15 protein-coding genes and 2 pseudogenes are annotated in these 18,811 nt (G+C 57.0%); 15 read left to right on the forward strand and 2 right to left on the reverse strand.

Annotated elements, in window-relative coordinates; genetic code table 11:
* Positions 1 to 348: 348 nt before the first annotated feature.
* Positions 349 to 753: a host attachment family protein gene (locus BLM14_RS26515; protein ID WP_100003072.1), complete on the reverse strand. Its 405-nt coding sequence runs from the start codon at positions 751 to 753 to the stop codon at positions 349 to 351.
* 423 nt (positions 754 to 1,176) lie between these two features.
* Here BLM14_RS26515 and BLM14_RS26520 point away from each other — a divergent pair, with 423 nt between their 5' ends.
* From BLM14_RS26520 to BLM14_RS26580, 15 genes and pseudogenes are all read left to right on the forward strand, one after another.
* Positions 1,177 to 1,461 carry a hypothetical protein gene (locus BLM14_RS26520; RefSeq protein WP_100003073.1) on the forward strand — a complete coding sequence of 95 codons (285 nt, stop codon included), beginning with the start codon at positions 1,177 to 1,179 and terminating at the stop codon, positions 1,459 to 1,461.
* A gap of 32 nt (positions 1,462 to 1,493) precedes the next feature.
* On the forward strand, positions 1,494 to 3,833 hold the full coding sequence (locus tag BLM14_RS26525) for an EAL domain-containing protein (RefSeq protein ID WP_100003409.1): 2,340 nt from the start codon (positions 1,494 to 1,496) through the stop codon (positions 3,831 to 3,833).
* A 248-nt stretch (positions 3,834 to 4,081) separates the two neighbouring features.
* Positions 4,082 to 5,098, forward strand: coding sequence for a sensor histidine kinase (locus BLM14_RS26530; protein ID WP_100003074.1), 1,017 nt, complete (start codon positions 4,082 to 4,084; stop codon positions 5,096 to 5,098).
* A gap of 174 nt (positions 5,099 to 5,272) precedes the next feature.
* Positions 5,273 to 5,449 (forward strand): hypothetical protein, encoded by a 177-nt coding sequence (locus BLM14_RS31330; protein ID WP_157929612.1) that lies wholly within the window; start codon positions 5,273 to 5,275, stop codon positions 5,447 to 5,449.
* 163 nt (positions 5,450 to 5,612) lie between these two features.
* Positions 5,613 to 5,858, forward strand: a pseudogene (locus BLM14_RS26535) (integrase core domain-containing protein); the annotation flags it as partial.
* Between the two features lie 685 nt (positions 5,859 to 6,543).
* Positions 6,544 to 6,696: a hypothetical protein gene (locus BLM14_RS31335; RefSeq protein ID WP_157929613.1), complete on the forward strand. Its 153-nt coding sequence runs from the start codon at positions 6,544 to 6,546 to the stop codon at positions 6,694 to 6,696.
* 78 nt (positions 6,697 to 6,774) lie between these two features.
* A complete protein-coding gene (locus BLM14_RS26540) occupies positions 6,775 to 7,770 on the forward strand; it encodes an LLM class flavin-dependent oxidoreductase (protein WP_100003075.1) in 996 nt (331 codons plus the stop codon).
* 104 nt (positions 7,771 to 7,874) lie between these two features.
* Positions 7,875 to 8,432, forward strand: coding sequence for a GNAT family N-acetyltransferase (locus BLM14_RS26545; RefSeq protein WP_100003076.1), 558 nt, complete (start codon positions 7,875 to 7,877; stop codon positions 8,430 to 8,432).
* Between the two features lie 76 nt (positions 8,433 to 8,508).
* Entirely contained in the window at positions 8,509 to 10,143 is a 1,635-nt protein-coding gene (locus BLM14_RS26550; RefSeq protein ID WP_100003077.1) for an ABC transporter substrate-binding protein, read from the forward strand.
* A gap of 69 nt (positions 10,144 to 10,212) precedes the next feature.
* Positions 10,213 to 11,832 (forward strand): ABC transporter substrate-binding protein, encoded by a 1,620-nt coding sequence (locus BLM14_RS26555; protein ID WP_100003410.1) that lies wholly within the window; start codon positions 10,213 to 10,215, stop codon positions 11,830 to 11,832.
* Positions 11,833 to 11,957: 125 nt separating this feature from the next.
* Positions 11,958 to 12,890 (forward strand): ABC transporter permease, encoded by a 933-nt coding sequence (locus BLM14_RS26560; RefSeq protein WP_418314284.1) that lies wholly within the window; start codon positions 11,958 to 11,960, stop codon positions 12,888 to 12,890.
* A 13-nt stretch (positions 12,891 to 12,903) separates the two neighbouring features.
* Positions 12,904 to 13,770: an ABC transporter permease gene (locus tag BLM14_RS26565; RefSeq protein WP_100003079.1), complete on the forward strand. Its 867-nt coding sequence runs from the start codon at positions 12,904 to 12,906 to the stop codon at positions 13,768 to 13,770.
* On the forward strand, positions 13,767 to 15,449 hold the full coding sequence (locus BLM14_RS26570; RefSeq protein ID WP_100003080.1) for a dipeptide ABC transporter ATP-binding protein: 1,683 nt from the start codon (positions 13,767 to 13,769) through the stop codon (positions 15,447 to 15,449). The genes BLM14_RS26565 and BLM14_RS26570 overlap by 4 nt, the downstream gene beginning before the upstream one ends.
* A 69-nt stretch (positions 15,450 to 15,518) precedes the next feature.
* On the forward strand, positions 15,519 to 16,880 hold the full coding sequence (locus BLM14_RS26575; protein WP_100003081.1) for an LLM class flavin-dependent oxidoreductase: 1,362 nt from the start codon (positions 15,519 to 15,521) through the stop codon (positions 16,878 to 16,880).
* Positions 16,881 to 16,927: 47 nt separating this feature from the next.
* Positions 16,928 to 18,253: an NtaA/DmoA family FMN-dependent monooxygenase gene (locus BLM14_RS26580; protein ID WP_100003082.1), complete on the forward strand. Its 1,326-nt coding sequence runs from the start codon at positions 16,928 to 16,930 to the stop codon at positions 18,251 to 18,253.
* A gap of 62 nt (positions 18,254 to 18,315) precedes the next feature.
* Here the strand turns inward: BLM14_RS26580 and BLM14_RS32820 are convergent.
* Positions 18,316 to 18,811: pseudogene (locus tag BLM14_RS32820) on the reverse strand (SAM-dependent methyltransferase); the annotation flags it as partial.

Genomic DNA, 18,811 nt, shown 5'->3' on the forward strand with positions numbered 1-18,811 from the left:
CGGACATTTCTCGATGATGGGCCCGCGGTAACGAGCAGGTTATGCCGTCGCCGTAGAAGATGCGCCAGGAAAAAAATAGGGCCATCGGAAAACCGAGGCCCTTTAGGTGTGAAGGTTAAAACCTCCAGAGGGGAACAGCTGATGCAATGGAACTGGGAGGAGACCATCGTGTGCATCAGCTGCAGGCTAATAGCTAAAATTTGTGCAATGCGCAAACAAATTTTGTGCAGTGCAGCTAGCAGTTACCGAAAGCCTCATGATGATACGTGGAGATGCCATGTTGCTTCACTCGTCCATGGGAAGAATCGGGTCACCTGGGTGGATGACGCCGCCGACCTTAGCTGCTGCTTAAGAGGAACCGATCGTTTTCTCGATATCTTGGATCGAATGCCCTGTCAGGTCTTTAGCAATCTCACCCAGAAGGATTGTCTCCAGTTCCTTATGGTAATGCTTTCGCAACTCTCCAAGCGCTTTTGGTGCTGCAATTATGACAAGACCCGTGATCTTTCCCTTAAGGACCTGCTGATTGAGTATGTCTGCAATTCCAGCGGCAAAATTATCCTCGTCAGCTTGACCTTGATCAGGATTTGCTGAACTGCTTTTACGTCCAGCGCTCGCATTATTGTTTTCAGTATCGACATCAGCTTCAGCAAGAGCAGTTAGTTTTAGATTTGCGTCATCACTAATATTTTGGAAGAGATTGAATTTTTCGCCGTCTGCGACAGCGACTGTCGCGCCTTTTGGAAGCTGCATGTCTGAATTTCTCCGTATTGGCTGCTCTGTAGAAGAGCAAACGAACATATGATGGCAGTATTGCCGGTGCGGAGAAAGAACAACGCGGCAGGCGTGATTAAGATGCAATGATTTGCCGAGTACCTACCTGATGCGTCGAGACGGGCTGCCGATTTTTGGTGCTTCCGATTGGTCGAAACCGGCCGAAAGTCGAGCGGTATTAGGCTTTATGGCGCGAATCCGGTCGCGTGCCGCTATCGACAGATCGTTATCCATGTCTGTTGGATTATTCGCCCGTGTACCCACAAGTCGCGGAAGGCATTGGTTTTTCTCGTTTGAATTGACTTGCTTGGTTTATAAGTGGAGTCTGATCGGGTCGTCAGGCATTCAATCGGCCGCTGGCGTTAGAGAGATCAGACGAGCTCCCGCCCAAAGGGAGCAGCTATGTCATTTGAAGTTCTCACATCCGTTTCCAAGGATGCCTACAGCAAGGTGAACTGGCACATCATGGCATCAGCCTATGAACAGGCTACGTTTATGCTTGATGCATCGGACGGTCAAAATCAAAACACGGGCCGTTTGGCACGAGAGGTTATGCGCTTGTTCAACAACGGAAAGCGCGACGTCGGCTTGATCGCATCGCTGGCGGCTGACCGGGAGCGCACCATGGGCTTTAGTGCAGAGATACTGCAACAAACGAGCCGTACGCGTTCAGGCGTCAGGGAATAGTTCCCGTGGTCGATGATTATATCCAGACGCAAATGCCCTGGTTGCGGAGACTTTTCATTCGCGCTCCATCAATCCAAGATGATGCCAGCCATTGCGACTCAGAGAGCGATCAATCGCAAATCGAACGTTCAACCGCGACGATTGGGGACATGGCAGCGCAAGACCATGGCGGCATTCGGGCAAGCACCAAGTTGACCGCGGAACGAAATCTACTGCGGGCGATGATCGATCAGGTCCCCGACTACCTGTTTGTGAAGGATCTTGATCATCGCTTTGTTATTGTAAATCAAGCGGTGGCGCGCATCCATGGTTGTAGCCACCCCAGCGAGCTGATCGGCAAAACGGATTTTGATCTGCACCCGAATGCAGTCGCGTCAGAATTCTTGGCCGTCGAGCAGGCAATAATCAAATCAGGCAGCCCGTCCATCGACATGGAGGAAGAGGTCGCCGACGCGGTAACCGGTTTAAAAAAATGGCTCTCTACCTCCAAACTCGTCCTGCACAACGACAAAATGGAGATCATAGGGCTTGTTGGAATATCTCGCGATGTGACGGTCCGCAAAAATGCCAATCGTCTCCGCGACGGTCAGACGCTGGTCCTCGAAATGATCGCAATGAATTCCCCTCTTGAAGACGTGCTCGACAGGATAGTGCGCCTGATCGAAGAACAGCTTGAGGGTGTGTTGGGATCCATTCTTTTGCTCGATAGCGGCGGGTGCCATCTCAAGCACGGGGCCGCGCCGAGCCTTCCTGCGGATTATTCCCGCGCCATTGATGGCATCGCGATCGGGCCACACGTGGGCTCTTGCGGCACCGCCGCTTATCGGCGCGAGAGTGTTGTAGTGACTGATATCGCCAATGATCCCTTGTGGGTCGACTATCGGGAACTGGCTGAACTCCATGGCCTGCGTTCCTGCTGGTCGACACCGATCCTGTCGCATCAGGGCGATGTTCTTGGCACCTTTGCCATGTATTCGGGTAAGGTGAGAAAGCCTGGTTCCTTGGAAAGGCGGCTCACAAAAAAGATTGTCCGGATCGCCGCCATCGCGATCGAGCGCAAGCAGGCCGAAGACCAGATAAGCTTCATGGCGCATCATGACGCTTTGACGGGTTTGCCGAACAGAATTCTGCTGAAGGATCGTCTGACCCAGGCAATGTTGCGCACGGAACGCCATAATCCATGGGTGTCTGTGGTCTTTGTGGACCTCGACAACTTCAAAACAGTAAACGACAGGCTGGGTCATACGGCCGGCGACGAACTTCTGAAGATTGTCGCCTCCCGAATGGTAAACTGCGTGCGGCCGATCGATGCCGTAGTGCGACTTGGTGGCGATGAATTCGTCCTCCTGCTGGTCGATCTGGCGGCAAGCCCCGATGCGATCTCAATTATCCTGCACAAGCTCATGGCAGCCGTTACCGAGCCGATTGCTATTGAAGGTCACGAATTTAACATCACCTGCAGCATGGGAGTCGCCACTTTTCCGCAGGATGGCTCCGACGCGGAAACATTGCTCAAGAACGCCGATGCAGCAATGTACCAAGCAAAGAATGGTGGGCGGGACAGCTTCCAGTTTTTTACGCCTGAGATGAACACCAAAGCCCATGAACGCTTTGCCATGCAGGACGCGATCCGCAAAGGCATTGCCCGGTCAGAATTCTATTTGGACTATCAGCCACAAGTCGATCTTCGCTCTGGGCGCATCTTCGCCGTTGAAGCTTTGGTTCGCTGGAGGCATCCGGTTCTCGGTGTCCTGTCGCCGGCCCAATTTATATCTTTGGCGGAGGAAACTGGCCTCATCGTGCCGCTTGGTGACTGGGTCCTGAATGAAGCCTGCCGTCAAAACAAAGCATGGCAGGATGCAGGGCTTGCGCACCTCAGCGTCAGCGTCAATGTCTCGGCCCGCCAGTTTCAGGAAAAGGACTGGCCGGGCCGGGTAATCCGAGCCTTGGAAGAAAATGGCCTTGAAGCAGAGTACCTGGAGCTTGAACTGACCGAGAGTCTTTTGATGCGCAATGTCGATCAGGCCATTGCAACCATGAAGGAACTTCAAGTGCTTGGGGTTCATTTCGCCATCGATGATTTTGGAACGGGGTATTCCAGCCTTAGTGCTCTAAAAAGCCTGCCCGTTTCACGTCTCAAGATCGATCAGTCGTTCGTGCGAAATCTTGCACATGACGAGGATGACCGAAGCATCATATCTGCAGTTATTTCGCTCGGACAACGCCTGAACATGTTGGTGATTGCAGAAGGCGTCGAGACGGAAGACCAACTTGCGTTCTTGCGTGCCAATGGGTGCGACGAGGCGCAAGGGTACCATTTCAGCAGGCCGATCGAACCTAAGGCAATGGCGGATTTACTAAAGCTGCGATGACATCAGCGTTCACCGGCCTGTCGTGTCAGGCTCGGTCAACTGAAAGAAGCCCGAAGCATGCTGACCTAACCCGCCAAGTGAACGCCGACTTCTCCTCACTCTCATGCGGATATCAAATGAGGCAACACGGGGAATAAAGTCTGTGCTATTGTCTCTTTGCGTACACTCGGACTATGGAGCGAGCAACGTCCATGCCCGGGGAAGGCTTTCGCACCGCGAGCCTCCGGTCCCCACAAGGACAAATTCTCATGACTATCCCAATTGATCAGCCGGAAGGTGGTATGAGCCTTGCCCTGGCGGTCGTTGCATCATCCAATGCACCGCTTCTTCTCCTTGACGGTGACCTCGTGGTGATTGCCGCGAGTGAATCCTTTTGCCACGAGTTTCAGATCGATCCGGGCCAGGTTCCGAACAGGAAACTGATGGATCTCGGGAGCGGAGAATGGAATTTGCGGCGGTTGTCGTCATTGTTGCAGGCTACTGCTTCAGGCCGCGCGGATATCCGCGCCTACGAGATCGACTTGACCCGTGAAGGTCAAGAACCGCGTCGCCTCGTGCTGAATGCACAGAAACTCCAATATGGAGATACGGACCAGGTCCGGCTTCTTCTATCGGTATCAGATGTCACCGACGCCCGGCTTGCCGAAAAACTCAAGGATGACCTCTTGCGGGAAAAAGCCATTCTCTTGCAGGAAATCCAGCATCGGGTTGCCAACAGCCTGCAAATCATTGCCAGCATCCTCATGCAAAGCGCACGAGCGGTTCAGTCCGAGGAAACCCGCGCGCACCTGCAATCAGCCCACGGCCGGGTGCTGTCTATCGCCTCCGTCCAACAGCAGCTTGCGGTCTCCAGACTTGGTGACGTTCACCTCCGGTCGTACTTCACGCAGCTCTGCCAAAGCCTCGAGGCCTCAATGATTCACGATCCCGAAAAGCTCTCGATTGAGGTGACGGTCGATGACAGTGCCGCCAAGGCGAATGTGTCGGTCAGCCTCGGACTCATCGTCACCGAACTGGTGATCAATGCTCTCAAACATGCATTTCCCGGCGATCGCAGCGGTAAGATCGTCGTCGACTATCGTTCCGATGACACGAAATGGTCGATGTCGGTAAGTGACGACGGCGTTGGAGTTTCTTCCGACCCTAAGTTTTCAAAACCCGGCTTGGGCACGGGCATTGTCGATGCCATGGCAAAACAGCTCGATGCTACGTTTGCGACCGTCGCAGGCAATCCGGGAACGAAAGTCTCGATTACTCATTCTTGATCCTTAGCTCTTTGAGGCTCAGGGAAGCTCGCTCCGCTCAGAGGCAATCGTCTATATTGCCGAATCGGAGCGCTCGGTGTGGCCCCTCTCTAACGAAAGCGATTGGCGCCATAAGTCGCCATCGCCGATGCAAAGAGCTGGAGTAATCGGCCTGAGCATCAATACCGAGCCAACGTGAAAACACGAAGCTACGTCGGGAACGCCTGGGCTGGCGGTCCGATCAGTTTTAAGGCGCAGATACCGCCGCCCGCCGGCGTTCCAGATCAATATCCTTGCTCGGGCATCAACGGCGGCATCGTCATTCAGTCGGGCATGGTCATCCAAATCTACGATTCGGGCGCCGCGTGCTGAACAGCAAGATCCTGATGCTCACCGATCTGTTCACCATGTGGGACGGTACAACGCAGGCTCTGCCTTTCGTCTTCGTCGGCGGCGTGGCCAAGCTTGCGGTAGCCAATATGGAGCTGATACGGGCCGGTCTGTTGCAATCCGTGGACTGCAATTCAACATCGACATGGATAACGGTCGTATCCGCTCCAAACCATATACTCCCAAGACCAATGGCAAGGCCGAGCGCATCAACCAGACGGCACTGCGCGAAAGGGCCCATGCCCGCCCTATGCTTCATCGGGCATCGAAAATCGCATCTGCCAACTGGACACATGTATAATTGGCATCGGCGGCACGGCAGCTTAAAATCAAAAACACCCCTCAGTTGGCTCGGTCTAACCGGGACAACCTGTTGATGCTCCACATCTAGAGAGTCCGCAAAGTTTCAATTAGCTCCTAGCTACGACAGGTGGTGCAATAAATTTGGGTTTCGCTTCGCCAATGGCAGATAGCGCTGCGCTGAATACAAAAATCGCAACTGCGACGAGAACTGCGATTATCACCATATCTTTCGTATGCAATGGATCGGGTTGCATTGCCGGCTCCGCGGTTACTCAAGCAATTCTTGTCGTATCGACGCTGTTCAGCAATAGACCGCCAATTGAGCATATTTAGTTAAATCAGTTACCGCAGTGGTCGGGCGCCTGAACGGAAGGGGTCCTAGAGTTTACCCTGCCGGGTGAAGTTTTGACGCTGGGGTGCTGACTTGGGTAATTTCGGGGTGGGGGCAGCAGGGCAAAGCTGCGCGCCCCGTATGGTTAAGAAATGATGAAGCTTGGCACCGGGTCATCGTCGTTGAAACGCCAGGCTTCTAGCCAGCTCGGGGCTGACGTCTAGGCTGCACGCAGATGTGCAGGGTAGCAATACGCCAATGCGAGTATCGCTTCCCAAGAGGTCTGGCGTGTGAAAAGAAGCGCGTGCTTCCGTCAGACCTCAGCCCGCTCAGGCGGGAGCTCTCCATGAAAATAAAGAAGGGCATTGCGCCATAACGAAGGCGCGACCGCTTCTCAGTCCACCGCCATGAGCGATCGTCAGTTCAGTTACCGGAGACCAAGATGCTCGCGCAGAGTGGTCTGCCCGTAATCCTGTCTATAGACACCGCATTCCTGAAGATAGGGAATTACGTTGTCTACGCGTCAAAGCCCGGCGCTGTCGTTGACGCCAGGACAAAGGAAAAAACGCATTTCCTTCTCCTGCAGGGAATTTAGCAATCCATACCTATGTAAATCCACGGATTTTGTATCGGATGCAAGTCGGCCCGTGGAGGGTGCTGACTTGGAAAACCTATGACCTACGCACTGAGCTTGCTCGACAAGAGCCCAATCGACGAGAATGAGACCGCTTTCGCAGCGTTGGATCGCACGGTGAAGCTGGCGCAAAAAAGCGAACGGTGGGGCTTTCATCGTTTCTGGGTCGCGGAACATCATAACAATGACAGGTTGGCGAGTTCATCACCAGAAGTGTTGATCGCCCATCTTCTAGCGCATACATCGCGCATTCGCATAGGGTCTGGCGGCGTTATGCTGCAGCATTACAGCGCCTATAAGGTTGCTGAAAATTTCAACCTTCTTGCAACCCTGGCACCGGGCCGCGTTGACCTTGGCATCGGAAAAGCCCCAGGCGGTCTCCCGTTGTCAACGCATGCTCTGCAGGGTTCCTATGACCCAATCCGCAAGCCGGGATTTGGCCAGCAGCTTGCTGAACTCGATGGCTTCCTCTCTGTAAAATCCGGTCCGGAGATCGCACTGAAGGCCAACCCTATTCCGGCGATCCCGGTGGAACGCTTTTTGCTGGGCGCCAGTGTCGAAAGTGCGCAGCTTGCCGCCGCTTACGGCTGGGACTTCGTCTATGCCAGCCATCTCAATGGCGACGAGGCTCTACTGGATCAGGTCTTTACAGCTTACTACGATGCGAGCGGTGGAAATGTACCGCTCCTCGCGATTGGCGTGATCGTCGCAGAAGCGCATGCGGAAGCAGAACGCCTTGCCGGCGACTTACGGCGATTCAAAGTGAGTGTCGAAAACGGGCAGGGTGTTACCGTCGGCAGCCTCGAACTAGCGGAGGAATATGTCCGTCAAGCCGGGCTCTCCGAATACCGAATAGAGGAACGCATGCCGGGCGTTTTGCGCGGGACGTCCGCACGGGTTCAACAAGAATTGGATCGCCTGCACCATCGCTACGGCATTAGCGAATTTATCCTTGATTGCCCGGTCACGGAGCGAAGCGCGCGCCTCGCCTCGATTGAGCTTCTGGCTAATGCGCATTTTCCCGTCGCGGCCTGACATGACTGAAACAACGATAAATATACATGTCAGCGGCCTTCGGCACCCAACGCTCCCGCTGCCTGATTGTAAGCGCCGTACTGCAATGATGGAGACTGGTCTTAATGAGTGATTCCATTCGTATCGCTACGGCCGTAGATGCCCCAGACCTGCACAGGCTATTGCAAGCGGCATATCAGCCGCTACGCGAGATGAACATCCGCTTCACCGCGGCCACGGCCGATGTTGATCTGGTTCGCGAGAAAATCGACCGGCACACGACCTTCGTGGTCGAGCGAGATGCAACGATCATAGCCACCGTCTCGGTGCGCTTTCCCTGGCCGATGGGTGAAAATCATCTGACCAGCTATCCGTTTCTCCATTGGTTTGCAGTCGCGCCCGAACTCAAGCGGCAATCGATTGGCAGTGCTCTGCTCGATCATGTCGAGTTGGATTTCTTGCGCGATCAGATCAAGGCTCCCGCCGTCTATCTGGCGACCGCAACACGTCATCCCTGGCTGATGGGTATCTACGAGCGCCGGGGATATGAGGGTTTCTACAAGCGCAACAAGGACGGCGATGAAATGGTCCTGCTCCGCAAGATCCTCAATCCGCGCATCTACGAAACCCTTGAAGTGGCTGAATATGAGCGCTTCGAGCCTCATCTGGCGCAAGCGCAATGACGACGCCAGTCCCCCAGACATCCTCCCGCCAGAAGACGGCCCATCAGGGCATTCAAGAGATTCAGGAGATTAGCAAATGGTGACGAGGAGAGGCTTGATGATCGGCGGAGCGAGCGTCCTGGCAATTTCTGCCGTCATCGGCGTGCGAAGCGCACACGCGCAGGACAGTCTATCGCCCGTCCCGGGGGGGTCGCTGGCTTGGGGGGTGGAGAGCGAGCCAAGTACGCTCAATCCTCATTTGAACGGGCAGGCAAAGGCCAAGCTCATCCTGCGTAATGTCTATGAATCCCTGCTCGCGCGAACCGCAGATGGCGGATACGTGCCCTGGCTTGCGACCGATTACACGATTTCCGATGAGGGGAAGACGTATACTTTCACGCTTCGGGATGGCGTAACGTTCAGCGACGGCGAAAAGCTCGACGCCGCTGCAGTGGCGCTGAACTTCACGAAACTCAAGGAGGCGACCTATTCCGGTAGCATCAGTGCCGGGCACGTGTCCCATGTCGTTGAGGCCCTGGCACCCGACCCGAGGACTGTCGTTCTCAAGCTCGACACCATCTATTCACCCTTCCTGGACGGCGCGGCTGGTATCGAGATTATTTCGCCGAAAGCCTTCGCCTCGCAACAGCTGAAGTCGGGAGGCCCCGAAATCGCTGGTACAGGGCCGTTCATCCTCGACCGGTACGTAAAGGGACAGGAAATTAGGTTCGTCAAGAATCCAGCCTATAACTGGGCACCCGCGAATGCAGGCCACCAGGGGCCGGCCTATCTCGATGAGATCACCTATCGCTTTCTGCCGGAATCCGCCGTTCGTACCGGTGCATTGACTTCGGGTCAGGTTGACGTGATCGAAGGCATTTCCGGCAATGATGCGGGTCTTTTCAAGGATAATCCGGACTTCACATATCAGAGCGCCATCAACACCGGCACGCCTTATACGCTTTATCTCAACGTCACGCATGGTCCGACCAAGGACGTGAAGGTTCGCAAGGCGGTTCTGGCCGCAGTCGATGTCGACAAGGTAATTGAATCCGTCTACCGCGGCGAACGCACGCGTGCATGGGGAGTTCTGACACCGGCAGATACGGATTTCTACGACAAGAGCATCGAAGGAAGCTACGGTTTCGATGCGACGCTTGCCAATCGTTTGCTGGACGAAGCTGGCTGGACAGCGCGAGACGCAGACGGCTTCCGGAGCAAAGACGGGCAGCGGCTGTCGATAGAGATTGTGCAATCTCAGGCCACCTTGCGCGACCAGCGTGATGTACTTCTTCAGGCGTTACAAGCACAGGCGAGGCAGAACGCCGGTATCGATCTTGCTCTGAATTATGTTGATGCGGGAACCTATGCCGATCGCCAGAAGAGCGGCCAATACGGCGCCATTCCCAATTCGACCACCACGCAAGAAAACGCGGTAACGATCTACTTTCACTATCTGCCAAGGGATTTGGGCGGTTCGATCAACTATAGCCGGACGGAAGCTCCTGAGGTGTTGGCATGGCTCAAGGAAGCGGCTTCGACTCTGGACCACAAGGAGCGCTCTGACATTTACAGCAACCTTCAGCGTTTTGCCATTCTTGAGCAGGCCTACGGCCTGCCGCTGTACGTACCGGAAGACCAGGTCGCGGCTGCGGCAAACGTACGTGGGGTGAGGTTCCGCCCGTTCAAGCATCTGCCGGAAAATGCCTACGACATTTGGGTGGAGCGATAGTCGGCTGATGCGCCGTTCCTACGCTCGCCATCAATTCAACATCAGTGATCATGGGGGTTAATTATGAACATGCTTTTCCGCCGATATTCTCTAAGGCTCGCCGCGGCATTCGCCACAGCCCTTTTCGGAGCCGGGGCACATGCCGCGGACACGGCGCCGATTAGGGGCGGGACGCTAGTCTGGGGGGTGGAAACCGATCCGGCAACGCTCAATCCGCAACTCAACGGCCAGGACAAGACCAAGCTGCTGCTGCGCAATACTTATGAATCGCTGCTCGCCCGCACGGCGGACGGCGGTTATGTGCCGTGGCTGGCGAATGAGTACCGTATCACCGATGACGGGAAGACCTACACCTTCACGTTGCGCGACGGCGTGACTTTCACCGATGGCGAGAAGCTCGATGCCGCAGCCATTGTGACCAATTTCACCAGGCTCAAGGATGCCGCCTATTCCGGCAGTGCCAGCGCTGGGCCCGTGTCCCGGGTAGCCGACGCCAAGGCTCTGGATGCGCATACCGTAGTGCTGACACTCAGCGAGGTCTATGCGCCTTTTCTGGATTTCGCGGCAAGCCTCGAAATCCTCTCTCCCAAGGCCTTTGATTCCGGGCAGCTCAAATCGGGCGGCCCCGAAATCGCCGGGACAGGTCCGTTCATTCTCAAGCGCTACGTGAAGGGTCAGGACATCCATTTCGTCAAAAACCCGGCCTACAACTGGGCACCAAAGACCGCAGCTCATCAGGGTCCCGCTTATCTGGATGAGGTCACGTATCGCTTTTTGCCGGAATCCTCGGTCAGAACAGGTGCATTAACGTCGGGACAGGTTGATGTGATCGAAGGCATCTCCGGCAATGATGCCGGTCTCTTCAAGGATAATCCTGATTTCACCTATCAGAATGCGCTGAATACCGGGACACCCTATTCGCTGTTTCTGAATGTCAGCTTCGGCCCAACGCAGGATGTCAAAATACGCAAGGCGCTGCTTGCAGCTGTTGATGTCGACGCAGTGCTTAAATCCGTCTATCGCGGCGAACGCACGCGGGCGTGGGGGATTACCTCGCCGATCGATTCCCAGTTCTACGACAAGAGCATCGAAGGCACCTATGGTAACGATCCGAAGCTGGCCAACCAGTTGCTCGACGAAGCGGGATGGAGCGGGCGCGATGCCGAAGGTTTCCGTATCAAGGATGGCAAGCGGCTTTCTGTCGAGATTGTTCAGGCGCAGGCAACTGTCCGCGACCAGCGCAACGTGCTGCTCGAAGCCGTGCAGGCGCAAGCGCGGCAGAACGCGGGCATCGATCTGACAATCTCCTATGTGGACGCAGGCACCTATACGGACCGGCGCAAGAGCGGCGAGTTCGGCTCCATCGCGAATTCGAACACGCCGACAGACGCAATCGATATCGAATACCACTATCTGCCGATCGATCAGGGCGGATCGATCAATTACAGCCGCGCAGCCGCGCCGGAACTCCGGACCTGGCTAAAGGCCGCTGCTGCGACGCTCGATGTCAAAGAGCGCTTTGCTCTCTACGCGAAGCTGCAACGCTTCGCCATTCTCGATCAGGCCTACGCGCTGCCGCTCTATGAACCGGAAGATCAGATCGCCGCCGCATCCTACGTCAAGGGCATCAATTTCCGGCCATTCAAGCAACTGCCGGAAAGCGCCTACGACATTTGGCGCAGCGAATAACCAACCGAACCGACCCCCTTCCGCACCTGTGGAAGGGGACAGAGGAGAGAGAGAGAATGGATGTTGAGAATGTAACCGCGCTCCGCCAGGTGCCTGTCTCCCCGGTGTCGCGGCATTTTTCGCAGATGCGTACCACTCTGCTCTCGCAGGTTCTCGGACGCATCGGTTCCGGCGTCGTCGTCCTATGGGCTGCCATCACGCTAAGCTTCATCAGCCTGCATGTCGCGCCGGGTGACATTGTCAGCCTGCTGATCGGAGAGCAGCTTCGTACGCCGGCGATCGAAGCGGCGATCCGCGCCGAATGGGGTCTCGACGAGCCGCTTTTTTCGCAATACCTCTCCTATCTCTGGCGGGTTCTGCACGGAGATTTCGGACGCTCATATATCCTGCAAACCGATGTTGCGACGCTGGTTCTTTCGCAGATACTGCCGACACTCAAGCTGACGGCAGCGGCTCTCGTTGTCGCTGTCGTCTTTGCTGTTGTAAGCGCCGTGGCCACCGCCGGGCTGCGCTGGCCACGGCGTATCGCTGGCGGAATGGAACTGGTGCTCGTCTCGACGCCGTCCTTCTGGCTCGGCATCGTCCTGCTTTTCGTTTTCTCCTTCACGCTGAAGCTGTTTCCGGTGGCCGGAGACAGAACGTTCTCGGCCCTCGTTCTCCCCGCGCTGTCGCTCGGACTTTCGCTCGGTGCCGTCATCGGGCAGGTGCTGCGTGAGGGGCTGGAACGAGCGCTCGAAGAACCTTTTGCGCTCACCGTTCGAAGTTGGGGGGCTAACGGGCTGACACTGCGGCTGCGTCACGGCTTGCGTCATGCGGCACTCCCGGCCGTGACGCTGACCGGCTGGCTGATCGGCAATCTATTGTCCGGGGCTGTTATTACCGAACAGGTCTTTGGCCGGCCAGGTCTCGGAAAGATCACCGTCGATGCCGTGCTTGGCAAGGATTTGCCCGTCGTTCTGGCTGTGGCGATCCTTTCAGCGTTCATCTACGTCGTGCTCAGCACATTGGTGGATACTCTCTATCTGCTGCTCGATCCGCGCCTGCGCGCACGGACATGAGAGGGAGGCTAACATGAGTGTCTCGGCAACAGTTTCACGGGCATCGGGCATCCGGCATTTCCTTCTCATGGCCTTTAGCCGTCCCGGACTGCTGGCTGCTGTAGCCTTCCTTCTGGCCGTTGCGATCGGGACGGCCTGGCCGCAGCTCCTGAGCGCCTATGATCCAATTGCAGCCGACCCTTTGCAGGCTCAGTTGCCTCCCGGTGCCGCCCATTGGTTCGGCACCGATCAACTCGGCCGCGATGTCTTTTCGCGTGTCATCCATGGCGCCCGCTATTCGATCCTGATCGGTGTCAGCGCCGTGGTGATCGCGGCGGTCGTGGGTTCGATTCTTGGCCTGTTCGCGGGGCTCGCCCGCGGAATCATCGACGAGGCGATCACGCGGTTTCTCGATGTCGTTTCCGCGTTTCCCGACCTGCTGCTGGCGCTGGTGCTGATTTCCTTCACGGGACCGGGTACCTTCAACTTGATTTTTGCGCTCGGCGTCGCGTCCATTCCACGTTTTGCAAGGGTGGTGCGCGCCCAGACCTTCGTCATCGCCGAGTCGGGCTATGTCGAGCAGGCAAGGACTTTCGGTCTCACGCCAACGGTGCTCGTACTGCGCCATATCCTGCCCCATGCAATGGCTCAGGTTCCTATCCTTGCCACAATCGGTCTCGGGACTGCCATCATTGGCGCTGCCGGCCTGAGTTTTCTGGGCATGGGTCCACAACCGCCCATCCCGGAATGGGGCGCCATGCTGGCCGAGGGCCGGAATTATCTGCGTGTCGCCTGGTGGATTGGTGTCTGGCCCGGCGTTGCCATCACGTTGACGGTGATTTCCGTGAGCGTGCTTGGGCGCCATTGGCAGGCTTCATTCGAAGGCAGGAGGCAAGGATGACGCCACTCATTCATATCCGCAACCTCGCCATCGGTTTTCCGAAGGCTGGTGAGCCCAACAACGTGGTCCGCGGCCTCGATCTTACCATTCATCGTGGTGAGTCGGTCGCACTGGTTGGCGAATCCGGTTCCGGCAAGTCGGTGACGGCCCGTTCGCTTGTCGGGCTGACTGGGCCCGGCGCAAAACTCACCGCCGACATTTTCGATATTGATGGAGAGAACGCACTCGATTTCCACGAGCGGAACTGGCGGCGGCAGCGAGGTCACAAGATCGGCTTCGTGCTGCAGGACGCGCTGGTTTCGCTGGACCCGCTGCGGCGCATCAGTCAGCAATTATCGGATGCGATTGGCGGCGGAAGCTTTTTCAGGCGTCGCGACCTGCACGGCGAAAGCCTGGCGCTGCTGAACTCGGTCGGCATTCCCGATCCTGCGCGGCGCCTGCCGCAATACCCTCATCAGCTTTCTGGGGGCTTGCGTCAGCGCGCGCTCATCGCGACAGCGATTGCCCGGGCGCCAGCACTTGTGATTGCCGATGAGCCGACAACAGCGCTCGATGCAACCGTACAGAAACAAATTCTCGATCTGTTGGCGGAGCGACGGCGCGCCGGGAACACGTTGCTGCTGATCAGCCATGACCTCGCCATCGTATCCCGGCTGGCCGATCGCGTACTGGTTATGCGAAATGGCGAAGTCGTTGAGCAGGGGCCCACGGCTGAAATCCTCTCGGCGCCAAGCCATCCCTATACACGTCAATTACTGGACGCTATCCCCTCAGCCAGCTCCCGGGGTTATCGGCTGGCGCCAGCGGGTGATGATCACGGTGCGCGGGTACCGGCTGCCACTACAAAAGTCGCTGCAACGGCGAAGAGTGCCGAACGGCAGAGGATTCTCCTGCCGCCAAAATCGATCGATCCGCAGCGGAAAATGCTCACGGTCGACCATCTGTTCAAGCGCTATGGCAGCGGCGTCTCATCATCATTGGTCGTCAACGATGTTTCATTCAAGCTGGCCGCGGGCGAAGCCCTTGGAATTGTCGGCGAGTCGGGGTCCGGGAAGACAACGGTTGCGAGGATCGTGCTCGGCCTCGTCGCGCCCGACGCGGGCAGAGTGCTGATCGACGGGCGACCCTGGAGCGATCTGACCGAGGCACAACGGCGGACACATCGTGCCGGAATCCAGCTGATTGCCCAGGATGCGCTGAGTTCGTTTGATCCGAGATACACGGTGGAAAGGATCGTCGGTGAAAGTCTGGACTCGGTCGCTATCTTTGGTCCAGAGCGCAAGCGCAGGGTTTTAGAGGTCCTCGACGCGGTGCGCCTTGGTCCTGCATTCCTGACCCGCCATCCGCGGGAACTTTCGGGTGGGCAAAGGCAAAGGATCGCTATCGCCCGTGCCTTTGCACCGCGTCCGAAATTACTTGTTGCCGACGAGCCTGTGAGCGCACTTGACGTTTCCATACAGGCGCAAGTGCTCGATCTGCTCGCAGAGCTTCAGGCAGCGTCCGGCACATCGCTCCTGTTCATCTCGCATGATCTCGGCGTGGTCCACCACCTTACCGACCGCGTCGTGGTGATGAAGGAGGGGCGGATCGTTGAGACTGGAAATGTCGGCGCGGTCTTAGCGGCGCCGCTCCATAGTTACACGCAGGCCCTTTTGGAGGCCATTCCCACCCTTGCCTGAGGCGAGCTGCACCGCAAGAGGCCGGCGGAGGCCGGCCTTGGCATTTATGATGATCACAGGAGTTCACTGATGAGCAATGGGAAAAACACAACGGGCAGCCGGCAGATCAAGCTCGGCGCAATTATTCAAGGGCCATCCGGTAATATGGCGGCCTGGCGTCACAAGGATGCTATAGCCGATGCAAGTATCAATTTCGGCTATTGCAAGGCGCTCGCCAAAAAGGCTGAGGAAGGAAAGTTCGACTTTCTGTTCGTCGCGGACGGCCTCTATATCAACCATAAGTCCATTCCGCATTTCCTCAACCGTTTCGAGCCGTTGACGCTCTTGTCAGGACTGGCTGCGGTAACCTCGCATATAGGGCTGGTCGCCACGCTCTCGACTTCCTATAGCGATCCCTTCACCGTTGCACGCCAGTTTTCGAGCCTGGATCATGTCAGCGAGGGGAGAGCAGGGTGGAACGTCGTTACCTCTCCGCTCGAAGGCTCGGCGAAGAATTTTTCCCGCGCCGAACATCCCGAACACGGCAAACGTTATCGTATTGCCAAGGAATTCCTTCAGGTCACCAAGGGCCTGTGGGATTCCTGGGAAGACGACGCTTTTTTGCGGGACAAGGATTCCGGCGTCTTCTTCGATCCGGAAAAGCTGCATACGCTTCATCATCGCGGCGAATATTTCTCCGTCGAAGGTCCTTTGAATGTTGGCCGCTCAGCGCAAGGCCGCCCCATCGTTTTCCAGGCTGGTGCATCGGAAGATGGCAAGTGGCTCGCATCGGCAGAGGCTGACGCGATCTATACCCGCCAGGAGACGATCGAACTGGCACGCGAATTCTATCAGGACGTGAAAAAGCGGCTGCGGGAAAACGGTCGTCGCGGGGACGACCTGCTCCTCTTTCAAGGCATCAGCGTCATCGTCGGTGACAGCCAGGAGGACGCGGAACGCAAATACTGGGAAACGGCGGAACTGGTGACGGTCGAGAACGCGCTCGACTATCTCGGACGGTATTTCGAGCACTATGATTTCTCGCAGTATCCGCTGGACGAGCCTTTTCCGGATATTGGCGATCTCGGACAAAACAGTTTCCGCAGCACGACGGACACGATCAAGCGCAAGGCCCGGGAGCTGGGCCTCACGCTGCGTCAGGTTGCTCTGCAGGCGGCAACGCCGCTTCCGACGTTCCTGGGCACTGCCGAGACCGTTGCTGACGGACTGCAACAATGGTTCGAAGCCGGCGCTACCGACGGCTTCATTTTGAGGGGCGGTACGCCGACTGCCTTTGATGACTTCGTCGACAAGGTGATCCCGATCCTGCAGGCACGTCATTTATTCCGCGACGACTACGAAGGAAAAACCCTGCGCGACCATCTCGGATTGCCATTCCCCATCAATCGTTATGCAGCATCGGCCGCGGAAGTGCTCGCGCGTGCGGGTTGAGAGACCGGCGAGATCCAAACCATCATGATGAAACAAGGAGTTTAACCATGACCGTCCCCAGCCCACGCCGCTTGAAAACATTGGTCGGCGCCGGCAATTTCGTGTTCGCGTCCAACGACCCCGATCAAACAACCGGTCCGCGCCGTGCGGTAGAACTTGCACGCAAGGCCGAAGCGGAAAAGATAACCGGTCTGTTTACCGCCGACCTGCTGCAGGCCGACCCGGCAGGCCTGGCGGGGACAACCGGCACGCAGGAGCCGATTGTTGCCCTTGCCGCGCTGAGCCAGGTAACCTCGCATATTGGCCTCGTCGCGACTGTATCGACCACGTATCATCATCCGTACAATCTGGCTCGCCTGATCGGTACCCTGGATCATGCGAGTGGTGGCCGTGCGGCATGGAACGCGGTAACGTCTTCCGTCGGCGAGGAGAACTTTGGTGGTGACGCGCTGCCGGATCCTGCGAAGCGCTATGCCCGGGCCGCCGAATTCATCGAGGTGATCAATGCGCTTTTCGACGCCAACGATCCGCAAGCTGCCCGCCGAGGCCCTGGCGGAGCGATCAGCATCGATCAGACGAAGTTACACCGCATCGATTATCGCGGCGAGCATTTCCAGGTTCAGGGCCCGTTGAACGTCCCACCGCCACCGCAAAGCCGGCCGGTACAGTTTCAGGCGGGCCAGTCAGCAGAGGGCGTCACGCTCGGAGCGCGTTATGCCGAAGTTGTTTATACATCGCAGCCGACGCTCGACGCCGCTATTAGCTTTGTATCGGAACTTCGGCGTCAGGCACGCAGCTTTGGCCGGGGTGCCAATCTTCCGCTGGTGATGAATTCCTTCCACGCTGTCATCGGCGAGACGGAGGCCGATGTCGCGCGGCGGGTTCGGGAAAAGCATGAAAAGATCGACTATGAACAGGGCCGTCTAAAGCTTGCCGACATGCTGGGCGGAGATATTGATCTGTCTGATCTGCCACTCGATAAGTGCCTGCCGGGGGGATTGCTTCCTGAGGTCGACAGCGTCAATCGCCGCCGCGGCCGGGTCGAGATATTCCGCCGCTTTGCAAAGAGTGGCCTGAGCCTTCGCGAACTGATCATCCAGGCCCAGGAAACCGGCCATTGGTCAGTCGCCGGCACACCCGTGCAGCTGGCAGACGCTCTCGAAGAACGCTTCCGTGCCGATGCACTGGATGTCATTTCTCTACACGGGCTCGGCAATCCGGACCAGGAAGACTTGCTGTTAAACGGTCTTCTTCCCGAGTTGCGCAAGCGCTCGCTCATCGATGAGGAATATTTCGAAGGAGGCTTCCGGGCCAATCTCGGCTTGCCGAGCCTCGTTGGCATCGGTAGGGAACGCCACTCCAGGGTTGGCTGAGCATTTATGTAAAGTGGATACGCCTCTGGCCCGCTGCGGCTTGCACTCATCAAAACTTCGCCTCATGATTTTACGACCGAGAAGAAGAAATCTCGCCTTGGTTTTCAGACTCTGGGAGGCCTGCGGGAAAAGAGAACTGGCGCGTGGATCGGGTTGTGGCTCGCTTAGGATATCGAACTGAAATCCGGCCGACTTAACTGGGTCGCCCATGGCGTGCAGCGACCGGAAGCGCATCGTCATTGCCTTGCCAACCGCGCTGCCACGTCTCACTAAAGGAATGGGTCTCGAAATAATTGTCGGGACCAGCCAGCTGGGATCCATAAAGGGATGGTGCGTGGAACAAACCAAACGGCCGCCTTGTGGAGGAGGAGGAGACGGTTTGAATTCCGATGAGTGCTTGTCAAACGAGGCGAGGATCCAATCGAAGGCGCCATCATCGACGGGCAGTGGTTCGTTCAGGTCCGCCATCAACATTGCGCGCGTCCTTTAAGGCCGTTGTGCGATTTCCAGTAAGCCTGGGAAAGCAGCATTCGTCAGCCCCGCGCGAATGACGCCTTT

This window comes from Phyllobacterium zundukense (assembly GCF_002764115.1).
Lineage (GTDB): Bacteria > Pseudomonadota > Alphaproteobacteria > Rhizobiales > Rhizobiaceae > Phyllobacterium > Phyllobacterium zundukense.